The organism is Erwinia sp. L03-1 (assembly GCF_058686115.1).
Genome location: NZ_CM178762.1, coordinates 421,382 through 436,246, shown reverse-complemented (window position 1 = coordinate 436,246; position 14,865 = coordinate 421,382). Strand labels below are relative to the sequence as shown.

General features: G+C 55.8%; 11 protein-coding genes. 1 reads left to right on the top strand and 10 read right to left on the bottom strand.

Annotated elements, in window-relative coordinates; translation table 11 throughout:
- Window positions 1-13 precede the first annotated feature (13 nt).
- Genes aaeB through aaeX form a run of 3 tightly spaced genes read right to left on the bottom strand, consistent with a single transcriptional unit; the run spans window position 14 to window position 3,129 of the window.
- Window positions 14-1,972: a p-hydroxybenzoic acid efflux pump subunit AaeB gene (gene aaeB / locus AC4PCC_RS02020; protein ID WP_492126231.1), complete on the bottom strand. Its 1,959-nt coding sequence runs from the start codon at window positions 1,970-1,972 to the stop codon at window positions 14-16.
- Window positions 1,973-1,985: 13 nt separating this feature from the next.
- Window positions 1,986-2,918, bottom strand: coding sequence for a p-hydroxybenzoic acid efflux pump subunit AaeA (gene aaeA / locus AC4PCC_RS02015; protein WP_067710244.1), 933 nt, complete (start codon window positions 2,916-2,918; stop codon window positions 1,986-1,988).
- Window positions 2,919-2,925: 7 nt separating this feature from the next.
- Window positions 2,926-3,129, bottom strand: a complete 204-nt coding sequence (gene aaeX / locus AC4PCC_RS02010) for a p-hydroxybenzoic acid efflux pump operon protein AaeX (protein WP_013204079.1) — start codon at window positions 3,127-3,129, stop codon at window positions 2,926-2,928.
- A 278-nt stretch (window positions 3,130-3,407) separates the two neighbouring features.
- Here aaeX and aaeR point away from each other — a divergent pair, with 278 nt between their 5' ends.
- Window positions 3,408-4,325 carry an HTH-type transcriptional activator AaeR gene (aaeR, locus tag AC4PCC_RS02005; RefSeq protein ID WP_067710242.1) on the top strand — a complete coding sequence of 306 codons (918 nt, stop codon included), beginning with the start codon at window positions 3,408-3,410 and terminating at the stop codon, window positions 4,323-4,325.
- Window positions 4,326-4,365: 40 nt separating this feature from the next.
- Here aaeR and tldD read toward each other — a convergent pair whose 3' ends face one another.
- From tldD to mreB, 7 genes are all read right to left on the bottom strand, one after another.
- The gene (gene tldD / locus AC4PCC_RS02000) at window positions 4,366-5,811 is read right to left on the bottom strand and encodes a metalloprotease TldD (RefSeq protein WP_492126230.1); all 1,446 of its coding nucleotides are present in this window, start codon (window positions 5,809-5,811) and stop codon (window positions 4,366-4,368) included.
- A gap of 83 nt (window positions 5,812-5,894) precedes the next feature.
- Window positions 5,895-9,701, bottom strand: a complete 3,807-nt coding sequence (yhdP, locus tag AC4PCC_RS01995) for an AsmA2 domain-containing protein YhdP (protein WP_492126229.1) — start codon at window positions 9,699-9,701, stop codon at window positions 5,895-5,897.
- Window positions 9,702-9,860: 159 nt separating this feature from the next.
- Window positions 9,861-11,330 (bottom strand): ribonuclease G, encoded by a 1,470-nt coding sequence (rng, locus tag AC4PCC_RS01990; protein ID WP_067710236.1) that lies wholly within the window; start codon window positions 11,328-11,330, stop codon window positions 9,861-9,863.
- The gene (locus AC4PCC_RS01985) at window positions 11,320-11,913 is read right to left on the bottom strand and encodes a Maf family protein (RefSeq protein ID WP_492126228.1); all 594 of its coding nucleotides are present in this window, start codon (window positions 11,911-11,913) and stop codon (window positions 11,320-11,322) included. Before AC4PCC_RS01985 ends, rng begins: the two co-directional genes overlap by 11 nt.
- 8 nt (window positions 11,914-11,921) lie before the next feature.
- Window positions 11,922-12,410 (bottom strand): rod shape-determining protein MreD, encoded by a 489-nt coding sequence (gene mreD, locus AC4PCC_RS01980; protein WP_067710233.1) that lies wholly within the window; start codon window positions 12,408-12,410, stop codon window positions 11,922-11,924.
- A complete protein-coding gene (gene mreC, locus AC4PCC_RS01975) occupies window positions 12,407-13,501 on the bottom strand; it encodes a rod shape-determining protein MreC (RefSeq protein ID WP_492126227.1) in 1,095 nt (364 codons plus the stop codon). Before mreC ends, mreD begins: the two co-directional genes overlap by 4 nt.
- 66 nt (window positions 13,502-13,567) lie before the next feature.
- The gene (gene mreB / locus AC4PCC_RS01970) at window positions 13,568-14,611 is read right to left on the bottom strand and encodes a rod shape-determining protein MreB (protein WP_067710229.1); all 1,044 of its coding nucleotides are present in this window, start codon (window positions 14,609-14,611) and stop codon (window positions 13,568-13,570) included.
- Window positions 14,612-14,865: the final 254 nt, after the last annotated feature.

Genomic DNA, 14,865 nt, shown 5'->3' with positions numbered 1-14,865 from the left:
CCCTGCCCTGGGGTTAAATCTGAATCAGCGTACTTTGGTACTTTTTCAGCATCTCACCGAGCCGCTGCACCGGCTCGGTGGCGCTGAGTGGCGCGTCATACTGCCGGAGTTTTTCCTGGTAAATCTCCAGCTCTGCCAGTAGCTGCTCAAAATTACGCCTACGTTTAGTATCACTGCCGGAAGCGACGACACGGTCTGCGGTGTGGCGCAGCTGTTTATGGTAGGCCGAAAGGTCGGCATTGTCCGGAATTTCTGCCTCACGCAGCCGCTGATGGCTGATAATCAGCGTTAGGGCGATGCGATACTTGTTTATGTCGCCTGGGAACATATTGAGCAGCATAAACAACTGCTGGTAAAGGGCGGGCAGGTGGTTTTCCCGCCGTCTGAGCTGATTTGTCGTCAGGGCCGAAACCGCAGAGTACATAAAGCGGTTAAGCAGCGTGCGGCCAATGCGGTCTTTTGACGTATCACGAATCAGCAGGATCACCAGCAGCGCCAGAAAGCAGCCAATGGCCTGGCCAAGCGCGTTATCCAGAAAGGCGCTCACGTTAAAGGTCATTGGGTTATCAAGCGTCAGTACGTTGACCGTGCCAACCAGTGCGCCCAGCGTGCCAATCTGCCGACGCTGGATAAGGATCCCGGCAACAAATGCCATTACCCCCATCGCAATGCACAACAACAGCATACTCTGTTGTGTCGATGGCATGATGAACATGTAGTAAAGCGAGCCGAGCGGAATGGCCACGATCATCCCGTAGAGGAAGTCTTTCGCCATCATCAGCGGATTGGGCATGCGCATCGCCAGCGCGGTGACGACCGCCAGCATAACCATGGCACCACTCCCCGACGACCAGCCTGACCAGAGCCAGAACAGCGAGCCGATAGCAGTGGCAACAAAGGTGCGGATACCGTTAACCAGCGCGTGTCGTGTTTCCGCAGAACGCATTTTCACTACCGGCTCACCGTTCAGAACTTCTTCTTCCATACTGCTGATGCGGGCGTTGGTGTGAATGCCCTTAAGCAGAAGCAGATAGCGGGTTGCGGCACCCACCCAGTTTGCGATAGCGACCGGGGTATTTTTACTGCCGCTGGCGCTGATGACTCTACGCAGCACCTTCATCTGTTTGTGGACTTCTGCCACCATAGTGGCCGGTTTTTCAAATAACAGATGAAACTGCGGCGGCAGATAAGCCTCACGTGTGTCCTGGATAACAAAGGCCTCAGCCGCCTGGGTAATCAGCGTCAGCGAAAGCGTGTTTAAAGCGCGCAGGCGTCGATCGATGTTATGCCATCTTCCCGACTCCATCATCAGGTGGCTACGCATGCCGTTAACGGCGGTTGTGCGACGCACCAGTCCGGTCAGGGCCTTATCGACCTCCTCTTTCGGCGCAGGCGCGACGCAGAGCTGCATCAGATGATAGTGATCCACCAGCAGCGCATCCACTTCCCGATCGAGATCCTGCTTAATGGAACGTGGAGAGAACAGCATATCCGCGAGGATAGCGCAGACAATCCCTATGATGATTTCGCTACAGCGTTCAACGGCAAACTGCGGTGCCACCAGTACCGAACCATTGGCATTCAGACTTACCACGATAATTAGCGCGGTATAGCCCGCCAGACCCAATGCATAGGAGTTCTCAACTTTAATCAGTGAGGAGAGCCAGACGCAGAATCCTGCCCACAGGCAGCACAACAGCAGCATAACGACCGGCGCGCGAATGGTGGCGATCATGATCACCAGCGAGGCGATGCAGCCGATAAAGGTGCCGATAATACGCAACATGCCACGGTGACGTAGCGCACCGGAAAAGGGATCGCCGCCGGCCGCAAATGCCGTGCCGCCCGCAACGATACAGGCCGTCATGACGGCCCAGCGCGGCGTTTGCAGATTAAAGTGAAAGCCAATCACCAGTGCCAGCACAATGGCAAAGGTGAGTTTGATCGGAAATCGCAGACGATACCACTGCATAACTGCTCCCTGCTTAGCCGAACTCACGCAGGCGATGCATCAGTTTCATCATGGGTGACATATCACTGGTCTGACGATCGCGCGCACCCGTTATCACCACCGTTGCAGTGGTACCGGAAGGATAGATATTACCCTGCTGCTGATCCAGACGGATACGGACGGGCACACGCTGCGCCAGACGCACCCACTCAAGGTTTGAGTCGATGGTAGCCATGCCTTTACTGTCTATCGTGCTGCTGCTGTTGGTTACCCCAGCCGCAATACTGTCAACGGTGCCGTGCAGCACGCGGTTACTGCCCAGCGGCGTAATCTCTACGCGATAGCCCGGCCGGACGCCCTCCAGCTTAGTCTCTTCCATGTAGGCGAGGATGTAGAAGGTATGCGCCTGTACCAGCGCTACCGCCGTCGATCCCCGGGTAATGAATTCACCGCGGTAGACGTTAAGGTTGGTAATCCAGCCATCGGCAGGGGCTTTCACTACGGTACGGGTTAAATCGAGCTGCGCGGTATCACGGGTTGCCGTGGCCTTTGCCAGCTGATGCTCGGTAGTCTGGTATTCATTATTCGCCTGGTCGATCGCTTCCCGCGACATCGCAGAGACGCCCAGCTGGTTACGGCGGGCAGCCTCACGTCGTTTTTCACTGACCAGCGTCTGATAATAGGCGACGTCGGCTTCGGCCTGATTCAGCGCCTGCTGATAACGCGGCTGATCAACCACAAACAGCACCTGATCTTTTTTCACCAGCTGGTTGTCGTGTACGCGAACGTCGGTGATCAGACCGCTAACATCCGGGGCTATCGCCACGATATCAGCGGTAAATTTAGCATCACGCGTCCAGGGCGACTCGGTGTAAAACACCCAGGCGCGGAAGATGACAATGACGGCTACGATGACCAGAATAAGGGTAATGGCAAACCGGGAAATTTTTCTTGTTAGCGCTTTCACTCAGACCTCAGACAAACAATCGGGAAACCAGATAAAACAGGCAGCAGTAGAGTGCTGTATTAAACAGTGCGGGATGCCAGACCAAATCGTAAATCCCGGTTGGCGTAAGCAGACGTCGCACCAGCCAGAACAGCATCAGTGAAACTATGATTTCAAAGAATATGGGCGGAAAGGAGAGCCCAAATATTACAATAACCGGAAGCATACTCATCTCTTATCCTTGTCAGTACTTAACCGGGCTCGCATTTGCCATACAAAAGCCACCTCCCTTGCACAGGGCGGCTGCTGTTTTACAGGTTGATGATGACAGTCTTGCACGCATACTGTCAGATAATCATAACCGGCGCTCAATGAATAATAGCGTATTCAGGAGCCAGCATTTCGGTGAGTTGAGTTACAGAGGAGTAACCCGGCGGTGCTATAGTAACGCGGCTGACTATGTGTTTTCTACCTAATGTGATCTAAATCACTTTTAAGCCAGAGTTAATAATGGAAAGACTGAAAGGCATGACCGTGTTTGCACGAGTCGTGGAGCTGGGATCCTTCACCGCTGCCGCCCATCAAATGCAGATGAGCGTTTCCGCCGTAAGCCAAATCGTCGCAAAGCTTGAGGACGAATTGCAGATCAAGCTGCTGAATCGCAGTACGCGCAGCCTCGGCCTGACCGAGGCGGGGAAAATTTATTTTCAGGGCTGTCGGCGGATGATGGCTGAGGCACAGCAGGTGCATGAGCAGCTCTACGCCTTCAATAACACGCCGGTCGGTGCGCTGCGCATCGGTAGCTCCTCTACCATGGCGCAGAATGTGTTGGCGACGATGAGCGCAGAGATGCTGAAAAAGTATCCGGGCCTGACCGTGAATCTGGTCACCGGCAGCCCGGCGCCTGACCTGATTGCTGATGGCCTGGACCTGGTGATCCGCGTGGGGGCGCTCCAGGATTCTAACCTGTTTTCCAAAAGGCTCGGCTCAATGCCGATGGTGGTCTGTGCCGCCAGAAGCTATCTGGCCACGCATGGCATTCCCGAAAAGCCGACGGACATCAGCAATTTTTCCTGGCTGCAATACAGTGTCCGGCCCGATAACGATGTAGAACTGACCTCGCCGGAAGGCGTTTCGATCCGCCTCTCGCCGCAGGGGCGCTTCGCTACCAATGATTCACAAACGCTGATTAAGTGGCTGGGTGCAGGCTCCGGGATTGCCTGGGTGCCGTTGATGTGGGTGATTGATGAGATCAATGCCGGTAAAGTGGACATCCTTTTCCCGCACTACCAGTCGGTGCCACGACCGGTTTATGCGGTCTATACCCAGAAAGATAAGCTACCGCTTAAGGTTCAGCTCTGTATTGATTCTCTGACGGCGTATTTTGACCGGGTGGCGGATATTTATCAGGAGTTCAGAGGGGAGTAGGGAAATAAAAGACGCCGCCCTGGCAGGCGGCGTCATGCCGTCAGGCGGTGCCACCTACGGTCAGTTTATCCAGCTTCAGGGTCGGCTGGCCAACGCCGACTGGCAGACTCTGCCCCTCTTTGCCGCAGACGCCAACGCCCTTATCCAGTGCCAGATCGTTGCCTACCATCGAAATCTGCTGCATCGCCTCAATGCCCGAGCCGATGAGGGTCGCTCCTTTCACGGCTTTAGTGACCTTGCCCTTCTCAATCAGATAGGCCTCTGAGGTTGAGAACACAAACTTGCCGGAGGTGATATCCACCTGCCCACCGCCAAAGTTTGGCGCATACAGGCCGTAATCCACGCTTTCGATAATTTCCTGCGGGGTGGATTTACCGTCCAGCATATAGGTATTGGTCATGCGCGGCATCGGCAGATGGGCATAGGATTCACGTCGCCCATTGCCGGTGGGGTTGACTCCCATCAGGCGCGCATTGAGCTTATCCTGCATATAGCCCTTGAGGATGCCGTTTTCGATCAGCACATTGTATTGCCCGGGTACGCCTTCATCATCCACGGCCAGCGAGCCGCGCAGCCCGTCAATGGTGCCATCATCAACGACGGTGCAGAGCTCGGATGCCACCATCTGGCCCATCTGACCGCTAAACACCGAGGTTCCCCGACGGTTGAAGTCACCTTCAAGACCGTGGCCCACCGCTTCGTGCAGCAGGACGCCCGGCCAGCCCGCGCCCAGCACCACCGGGATGGTCCCGGCAGGTGCCGCCACGGCGTTAAGATTCACTAACGCCATCCGCACCGCTTCGCGCGCCCAGGCATCAGCACGAACTTCGCCCGATTCGTCAGCCAGGAAGAATTCGTAGCCGAAACGGCCGCCGCCGCCGCTTGAACCGCGTTCGCGCTTACCGTTTTCTTCAACCTGAACGCTGACGGAGAGGCGAACCAGTGGCCGGACGTCGGTCGCAAGCGTTCCGTCGGTTGCCGCCACCAGAATCAGTTCATAGACGCCGCTCAGGCTGGCGCTGACTTCCTGCACCCGCTTATCTGCCGCACGCGCAGTACTGTCAACGCGATGCAGCAGGGCGATTTTTTCTTCACGACTGAGGCTTTGCAGAGGATCAACCGCCGGATAAAGGGGACGGTTCACTACCGCCCCCAGCGTACGGGAGATACCGTTGCCCTGCTCACGCACAATGCTGCGCGCGGCCATGGCGCTTTGCGTCAGGGCGTTTAGCGTGATTTGGTCGGCATAGGCAAACCCGGTTTTTTCGCCGCTGACCGCACGGACGCCGACGCCCTGGTCAATGTTCCAGGAGCCATCCTTAATAATGCGGTCTTCCAGCACCCAGGATTCGTGAAAGCTGGACTGAAAATAGAGATCCGCATAGTCGAGCTTACGTTCAGAAAGCTGACCAAGCAGGGTAAAGAGATCCTGTTGATTAATATTATTCGCAGTTAGTAACTGCTCACTTACCAGATTCAGACTCATGTATTCTCGCTCTGTGTGGATGAGCCAGTAACCGCTGGCATCGCATTTCTATAGCCTGAGGCAATTCCCCGGTCACGTCAAATTCACTTCGCGCTGTTATCTCGCGGCTTTCGCAACACTTCGTCAATCTGTGGTTTATCAATCGGCCCGGAAATATGGTAGCGCAGCACCGATATCTTGTTCCAGAGCGGGCCCAGCACTTTACTGGCCGCAAATACCGCCGCTCCAATCACCGGGTTTACTGCAAAGGCCGTCGCTACGCCCACCGTAGCGGAGATTTCCGGCGTGACCACCGCTTCCATATCAATCTGACGTTTCACCAGATCCATTTTACCCTTCATGGCAATATCCGCCTCCAGCCCGTCAACCAGCAGGTTATCGGTATGCAGCGTGCCTTTATCAATCCAGGCGGTGCCGTTAATGGAGTCGTAGAAAAAGCCGCGATCGAAGGTATCGCTGAAATCAAGGCGCAGCTTACGCAGTAGCGCATCGAAACTCACCAGGCGTAGGAGCTGCCCGGCGCGGCCCGTATTGACGTCGGCTATCTGACCCGCGCCAAAGTGGCTTTTAAGCACGCCGCTTAGGGTGGCCTCCGACGGCTGCCAGGGCGCCGACTGCCAGTGAAGATCGTAGTTAATCGTAAAGGGCGAGTCGCGCAGCGGCGAGTTCACACCAAACCAGTTGGTTGCATCATTGACCTTCCTGCCACTCAGCACCCCCTTCAGCGCGGTGCGCTGGGCACCAGGGCGGTTGACCCACTCGCCGTTCACCGTCAGTCTGGCGCTGCCGGTATCAATTAACCCGTTACGCAACGTCAGCGTATCACTGCTATGAGAGAGGTTCGCCTGCATCCGGCCAAATTTCTGCCCTCTCAGCCAGCACTGGTCACAGACGATATTTAGCGCTGGCCACCGGCTGAAATCAATCCCACGGGTATCGTCAGGCAGCGGCGATGCGCTTTTCTGTGTATCCCACTCCGGGTTGTAATAAAGATAGTTAAGGTGACCCACCCAGGGAGAGCGCTGATTCATATCCAGCGCGCCTGTAATTTCACGCCCCTTAACCTCTACGCGGGGATCGCCCGATACGCTCTGGCTGAGCGTTGCGTTCAGATCGTGCCATTCCTGGCCCGCCAGAGTGAGCTGAGGCGTGTGCAGGGTAATATTACCGGGAATGCTGCTTTTGCTACGGGCTCCCAACCCGCTGCCTTGTGTGCTATCGGCGCTGAACAGGCCTAGCCAGGCGGCACCGTCCAGCGGCGGCAGGTTCAGTACCATTCCGCTCTTGTCTGGCAGCGGTGGCGTTGCTTTGGCATTATTTTCCCATATGCCACGCTCGACCCTGAGCTGTTTGCCCAGCAGCCATCTGCTGTTAAAACGATTACGTTCTCCCAGCGCCCCGCTCAGGGTGAAAGCGGCCAGATTTCCTTTGGCATTAATTCTGACCGGCATCGCTACACCTGAATCTTTATCGAGCGGAGAAGGTAAGTGACTGCTCACATTTTTCAGATCGCCGTCAAGGACAATCTGATACTCTGCCCCCCCCTTGTGGGGCAAATTGATCAGAATATTGCTCTGCCAGCTGGCGCTGCCGCTGAGTTTTTTCCGCAGGCCGTCGGGAATAAGGTCTATTTTTGCCGGCTGCCAGTCGCCTTTCATATCAATACCGATATCGAAACCTTTCACTTCTTCGCGGGTAGAAAAGCTCACGTCCACCGGCTGGCCAAACCAGCTGGCGGCCAGCGGTCCGCTTTGCAGATTGCCGTTATCGTAGGTAAAGCGGCCGTGAAGCGCATGCAGGGTGCTGTCCAGCGGTTTAATAAACAGCGTATTATTATTGAGATTCACATCGCCGGTGGCATGCACCTCCTCACCATCCAGCGGGATATTCAGATGTAAGTGACCACTTACATCACCGCCTATTTGTAGCTGTTCCAGCGCCGCGCCAAGGGATGATTTCAACGGGGAAAGATTGAAATAATCACCAACCTCTGCTCCTGAGCCACTGATATCGCCGTCAATAATCAGCTTTTCCTTCACGTAGTCAGGAATAACGGCGGAAATGTTTCTGCCCCGCACGTCGCCAAGCTTCGTCTCTTGTGCCTTCATCCACAGACCATCGTTGATAAAGTCGAGGTTAATATCAAGGTTCTCAAGCGCGGGCCAGCCTGGCTGGAACTGATAGGTCGCCTGCCTCAGCGGAACCCACACTTCAAACATGCCGTCATTGTGCTTAAAGGGGAACAGATGGGGATTTCCGTGGAAGATCAGCGAGGCGTTATGCGCCTGACCGCCTTTGATCGCCCCGCTAAGATAATTCACCAGCGACGTGCCCATCAGCGGCTCCGGGAAGTAGCGCCAGGCATCCCCGGCCTGCGTGACATTGATTCCCGCCAGGATATCCAGCTGTGGCGCCTGTCCTTCAGACTGCGTATAGCTAAAATCACCCCTGGCCCACAGAGAGCGGGCTTTGATGTCCAGCTTATCGCCGGCCAGCATCAACCTATCGTGACTGTACTGCCAGCGGATGCCGCCCGTGGCCTGCTCAATTTCAAGCGGCGCACGGAACATCGAGCCATACGGCAGGCTGGCATCGCGAACGTTGAATTTCAGCTGCCCGTCGGCAACCGCGCCCGATACGCTACCGCTAAAGTGTTCCATGCCGGGAAGGAGCTGCCAGTGCTGCCAGCTCAGATCCTGCCAGCGGGCCTGAAAGCGGCTTTGATCGGGCTGGGCGAGGGGCACATCCACCGCCAGTGCGTTAAGACGCCCGCGAGGCTGCAGTGCGCGCCAGTTATTAAGCAGCTGCGGCGACAGCCTGGCAAATAAGGGTATCAGCGGATCAATACGTTCGATATCCAGGTTGTTCGCGCGCACGCGAATTTCGTCCTGGCGATCGGGCCCCGGGAGCGTGCTGTCTGCTGGCAGCCAGAGCAGGGATAACTGCCCTTTCGGCCAGGGCTTCCCATCCGTGACCAGATTGGTTTGCGGCAGATGTATGCGCCAGCCATTATTAAAGCGGGCAATATGGGCGGTAACATTATCGACGGTGAGCTGGTGAGCCTGCTTCTCGCCCTTCCAGCTTGCGCCGCCCTTTTTAAGCAGTACGTCCCCGTCATAAATTTGCCCGTCTTTCAGGCTCATCCATGCCGCCAGGCTGAAGCGCGCGCTTTCCAGACTGGTATTATCGCGCATCCATTGTCCCAGCCAGGGCCTGACGTCCACGTCGTCGGCCTGCATCCAGACGCGCCCGGTGTCGAGATAGCCGTTGCTATCGCTCAGATCCAGCCGTACCTGCACCTCGCCGTGCTGGCCGGTAAAGCTTGAGAGGTTGACCAGCCCTTCTGCCCGATGGCGATTTTTTTCATTCAGCCAGGTGAGCTGTGGAATATCCAGGCGGGCGCGCTGGCCGGAAGGTGTAAGAAAGCTAATCTGGCTGTCGCGCAGGTCGAAATGGTCAAACTGGCGCAGGAAGAGATCGCTGAACTGCCCCGGCTCAAGCTGCATTTTATCGCTGTTTCCGCTGGTCAGCGGCGTGTTAGTGGTGAGTCTGAGATGGTAAAAGGTGAGGTTGCGAAACTGCCAGCGCAGATGCAGCAGCGACTGCCAGACGTCCAGCGCCAGTGAAACGCGATCGACCTTCAGTTCGCCGCCATCCTTCAGACCAACCTGAATCTGTTTTACTTCCAGCACCGGACCAAAGTTCTGCCACTGACCGCTAAGCGCACTCGCCTGTACAGGCATCCCGATGACGGAAGAGACCTTATCCAGCAGGGGCTCACGCCAGCTATTCATGTGGGGCATAACCAGTCGTAGCCCGCTAATAAGCAGCGCAACAATGACCACAACTATTGCGCCGGTTAGCAGCAGAATCTTCGGCAATTGCCTCACACACCTCTCCTTGTCTTCCGCGAGAACGGAAAGTCATCACGCACCCTCGTCACATCCTTCTCGCGAACGAAATGGATCAGGGTGCACAGGCTGTAGTTTACCCAAACGAAGTCGATTAATCAGCAGGCGAAACAGGAGGGTGGAACCCCTCCCGCAACGTTACATCATTACCACGTCAAATTGCTCCTGAGTATAAAGCGGTTCTATCTGCACTTTTACCTGCTTACCGACGAATATTTCAACTTCTGCCAGGGCATGTGACTCATCGGTTTTCAGCGCCTCACCCACCGCAGGGGAAACATAGACCAGAAAGCGATCGGAATCATAGGCATGATGCACACGAACGATTTCACGCATAATTTCATAACAGACGGTTTCGACGGTTTTTAGCGTGCCCCGCCCTTTACACACCGGACAGCCCTGACACAGGACGTGCTCAATGCTTTCACGGGTGCGCTTGCGGGTCATTTCCACCAGCCCAAGCTGAGAAAAGCCATTGATCCCGGTTTTAACCCGGTCTTTGCTTAACGCCTGTTCCAGCGAATGCAACACGCGACGACGGTGATCGTCGTTACTCATATCAATGAAATCAATAATGATAATGCCGCCCAGATTGCGCAGGCGGAGCTGGCGGGCGATCGCCTGGGTGGCTTCAATATTGGTGTTAAAAATGGTTTCATCAAGATTGCGGTGACCCACAAAGGCGCCAGTATTGATATCAATAGTGGTCATCGCTTCGGTCTGATCGATAATCAGATAGCCGCCAGACTTCAGCTCCACCTTACGGTCGAGCGAGCGCTGGATCTCATTTTCCACATCAAAGAGGTCGAAAATGGGCTGATTCCCGGTATACAGCTCAAGCTTAGCGGTCATTTCAGGGATATATTCCCCGGTAAACTCCACCAGCTGTTCATAGCTCAGCCGCGAATCGATCCGCACGCGATCGAGTGCAGCGCCGGCAAAGTCGCGCAGAATGCGCTGCGACAGCGCAACCTCACCGTACAGCCGATAGCGGGTCTGATTGCGCTTTTTACGCTCGATCACCTTGGTCCACAGACGCTTAAGAAACGCCGCATCGGACGCCAGTTCCACTTCGCCCACTCCCTCGGCCGCCGTGCGGATAATATAGCCGCCCAGTTCGTCACAGTAGGAGGAGACGACGGCCTTAAGCCGGTTGCGTTCCGCTTCGCTTTCAATACGCTGTGAAACGCCAACGTGCGATGCGCCGGGCATAAATACCAGATAGCGCGAGGGCAGCGTGATATCGGTAGTCAGACGCGCCCCCTTTGTGCCCAGCGGATCTTTCACCACCTGAACCATTAAATCCTGCCCCTGACGGACCAGCTCGGAGATATCACGCACCGAAAAGTTCTTCTGCTCCTCCCCGGCTACGCACTCCGTATGCGGCATAATGTCAGACGCATGCAGAAAGGCGGCCTTCTCGAGACCAATATCGACAAATGCCGCCTGCATCCCCGGCAATACCCGGCTGACGCGGCCCTTATAAATATTGCCGACGATGCCCCGACGCGCCTCACGCTCAATGTGGATCTCCTGCAGGATCCCGCCGTCAATATAGGCAACGCGCGTTTCCGAGGGGGTAATATTTACCAGCAGTTCAGCCGTCATTATTTGCTTTTGCCTCACGCATCGCGGTGAAATTGCTGAACAGCTCCGCAGTTTCTACCAGCGGTAATCCCACGACGGCATGATAGCTGCCGTTGATTTTCCGCACAAAATTTCCACCCAGCCCCTGAATGCCGTAGGCACCCGCTTTATCCATCGGTTCACCGCTGGCAATGTAAGCCGCGATATCTTCAGGGGTAAGGATGCGAAACGTCACCTCTGTCTCCACCAGGCAGTCCAGCTGCTGGCGGCGATCGGCCAGGGCAATAGCGGTGATCACCCGGTGGGTTTGCCCTGAAAGCTTCGTCAGCATCGCGGTGGCAGCGGCCTCGTCAGCCGGTTTTTCCAATACCTCACCCTGCAGAACGACGATAGTATCCGCGCCCAACACGGGCAAATCGCTTTTCGCGACGGCGACACCTGCCCGTGCTTTGTCACAGGCAAGACGACGGGCGTAGATTTCGGCGGTTTCGTCGGGATGTTTTTGCTCTTCAACCTGCGTGGAGAGACGCTCAAACCGCAGGCCAAGCTGCGTCAGTAGCTCACGACGGCGAGGGGAACCAGAGGCCAGATAAAGGGATACCATAATCTTCCTTATTGTACGGCGAACTGGCGGCGTATTTTTCTCATCAGTAAAAACAGCCAGGGCCAGAGGATACCGTCTATTACGCTGTTCCAGAAAATCTCTGGTCGGAACGAGACGTTTATCACTAGAAATTCAGCCCAGAATACAATGACGTCCATTGCCAGCGACAGCACCATCACCATCAGTGCCTGCTGCCAAAGCGCAAGATTGCGGAACAGCTGGAATTTGAACGCCACCAGGTACGCAATGATACTCAACGCCAGCGCGCGAACGCCCAGCGTCGAGCCAGAGATAAGATCCATTATAGATCCCATCACAAAGCCCGTACCGACATTCACACGGTGTGGCAGTGCCAGCACCCAGTAGATTAAAATCAGAAGCAGCCAGGATGGCCGGAACATATAGAGCTGTTCCGGCCAGGGCATAATTTGCAGAACCAGCGCGAGCAGAAACGACAGCCAGATCACCCACCGTCCATGGCCGCGATAGCTACTCAAGGCTGACTCCGTCGCGGGGCCGAGGGCGATACCACGCCTGGTCGGGCGGCAGGCGCACCGGACTGACTGGCGGCAGGCGTGTCAGACTGAGTGGCGGCGGGGGCGCTGGACTGAGTGCCCGGAGGCGTCTCGCTGCCGTTGTGAGAAGCGCCCGGAGCCGGAGGCCCGGGGATCTCGCTGGCAGCGGGTAATACCTGCGGCATCATCTGCGTCAGACGCTCGTTAGCCACCCGGTGCACTTCGTCTGGTGCCATTGGCATCACGCCATTACGATCGGCTCCCCACAGTAAAAGCAGGTAGCGCAGGCGTTGCAGTCCTGCGGTAGGCCGGGCCTGAATAACGGTATAGGCGCGCTGTGTATCCAGCTTAACACTGGATACCACACCGACCGGATAGCCTTCCGGGAAGCGTCCACCCAGACCGGAGGTGACCAGTACATCACCGGGACGAATATCGGTATTGCCCGGCAGATGTTCCAGCTGCAAATCTTCAGTGCAGCCGTTGCCGGCTGCAATCACGCGGATATCGTTGCGCAGCACCTGAATGGGCAGCGCGTGCGACGAGTCGCAGATCAGCATCACGCGGCTGGTAATTTTGCCGACGGCAACCACCTGGCCGACCACACCTTTGTCGCTAATAACCGGCTGGCCTTCGTAAACGCCATTGACGCTGCCTTTATCGATAACCACCTGGTCGGTATAGGGATCGGTGCCGGTAGAAATCACCTGAGTGACCATCTTCTGCTCGTCCTGACGCAGCGGTGAGCCAAGCAGTTCACGCAGACGTGCGTTTTCCTGCTTGTACTGTCCAAGCATCAGCAATTCGCTGTTTTTGATCATCAACTCGCGTTGCAGAGCTTTGTTTTCCAGCTCAAGCTGCTGGCGGGAGGCCAACGTTTCAGAAACGTTGTCCAGAATTTGACGTGGCCCGTTGGCCAGAAAATAGAATGGGCTGACCGCAGTATCCATATAGGTACGTATCTGGGTAAAAGCGCCCATGCGGCTGTCAGCGATAATCACACCTATCGCTACCAGTACCGCTAAAAATAAGCGTAACTGCAGGGATGGTCCCCTGCTGAAGATCGGCTTCATAAACTCGGCGTTTTCCTCGACATCATGAAAAAGGAGTGTAGGAAATCCCACACCCCTTCAGGCAAATTATTCTTCGCTGAACAAATCGCCGCCGTGCATGTCGATCATTTCCAGTGCTTTACCGCCTCCGCGAGCGACGCAGGTCAGCGGATCTTCAGCAACCACAACCGGAATGCCGGTCTCTTCCATCAGCAGGCGATCGAGATTACGCAGCAGTGCGCCCCCGCCGGTCAATACCATACCGCGTTCTGATATATCAGATGCCAGCTCTGGCGGGCACTGTTCAAGGGCAACCATCACGGCGCTAACGATACCGGTCAGAGGCTCCTGCAGCGCTTCCAGGATTTCATTGGAGTTAAGCGTAAAGCCACGCGGTACGCCTTCAGCAAGGTTACGTCCACGCACTTCAATTTCGAGAACGCCATCCCCAGGATAGGCCGAGCCAATTTCGTGCTTAATACGTTCAGCGGTCGCTTCGCCAATCAGCGAGCCATAGTTACGGCGCACATAATTAATAATGGCTTCATCAAAACGGTCGCCGCCGATGCGCACGGAGGAGGAGTAGACCACACCGTTCAGGGAGATCACCGCCACTTCTGTCGTACCGCCACCGATATCAACCACCATGGAGCCGGTCGCTTCTGACACCGGCAGGCCGGCACCGATTGCAGCGGCCATGGGCTCTTCAATCAGAAACACTTCACGTGCGCCAGCGCCCTGCGCCGACTCACGAATAGCGCGACGTTCAACCTGCGTTGCACCTACGGGTACGCATACCAGTACGCGCGGGCTTGGGCGCATAAAGCTGTTGCTGTGAACCTGTTTGATAAAGTGCTGCAACATCTTTTCGGTCACAAAAAAATCGGCGATAACGCCATCTTTCATGGGCCGGATAGCGGCGATATTACCTGGGGTACGCCCCAGCATCTGTTTAGCGCCATGACCCACTGCCGCAACGCTTTTAGGAGAACCGGCACGATCCTGACGTATAGCAACAACAGAGGGCTCATTCAGAACGATACCCTGTCCTTTTACGTAAATCAGGGTATTGGCGGTACCCAGGTCGATGGACAAGTCGTTGGAAAACATGCCACGGAATTTTTTAAACATACTAAAGGATAATCCTGCAAGCTGGGGGCGGAAAAAATCCGCTTACTTTACCAACCACGCGAAGCAGCGACAAGGCGCAAAAACAGTCTGCTCCGGTGAAAAAAACGCTATCTCACACCTGCGTCACAACCCGAAAAACCAGGGGCAAACAGAGCGCCTGTCTGCGAGCTTCTCGCCCTATTTCAACGTTGGTAAGCGGACATAACGTACATGAAACTTTACATTTAAAGGTGCCCGGACTGTCAGGGGCACCC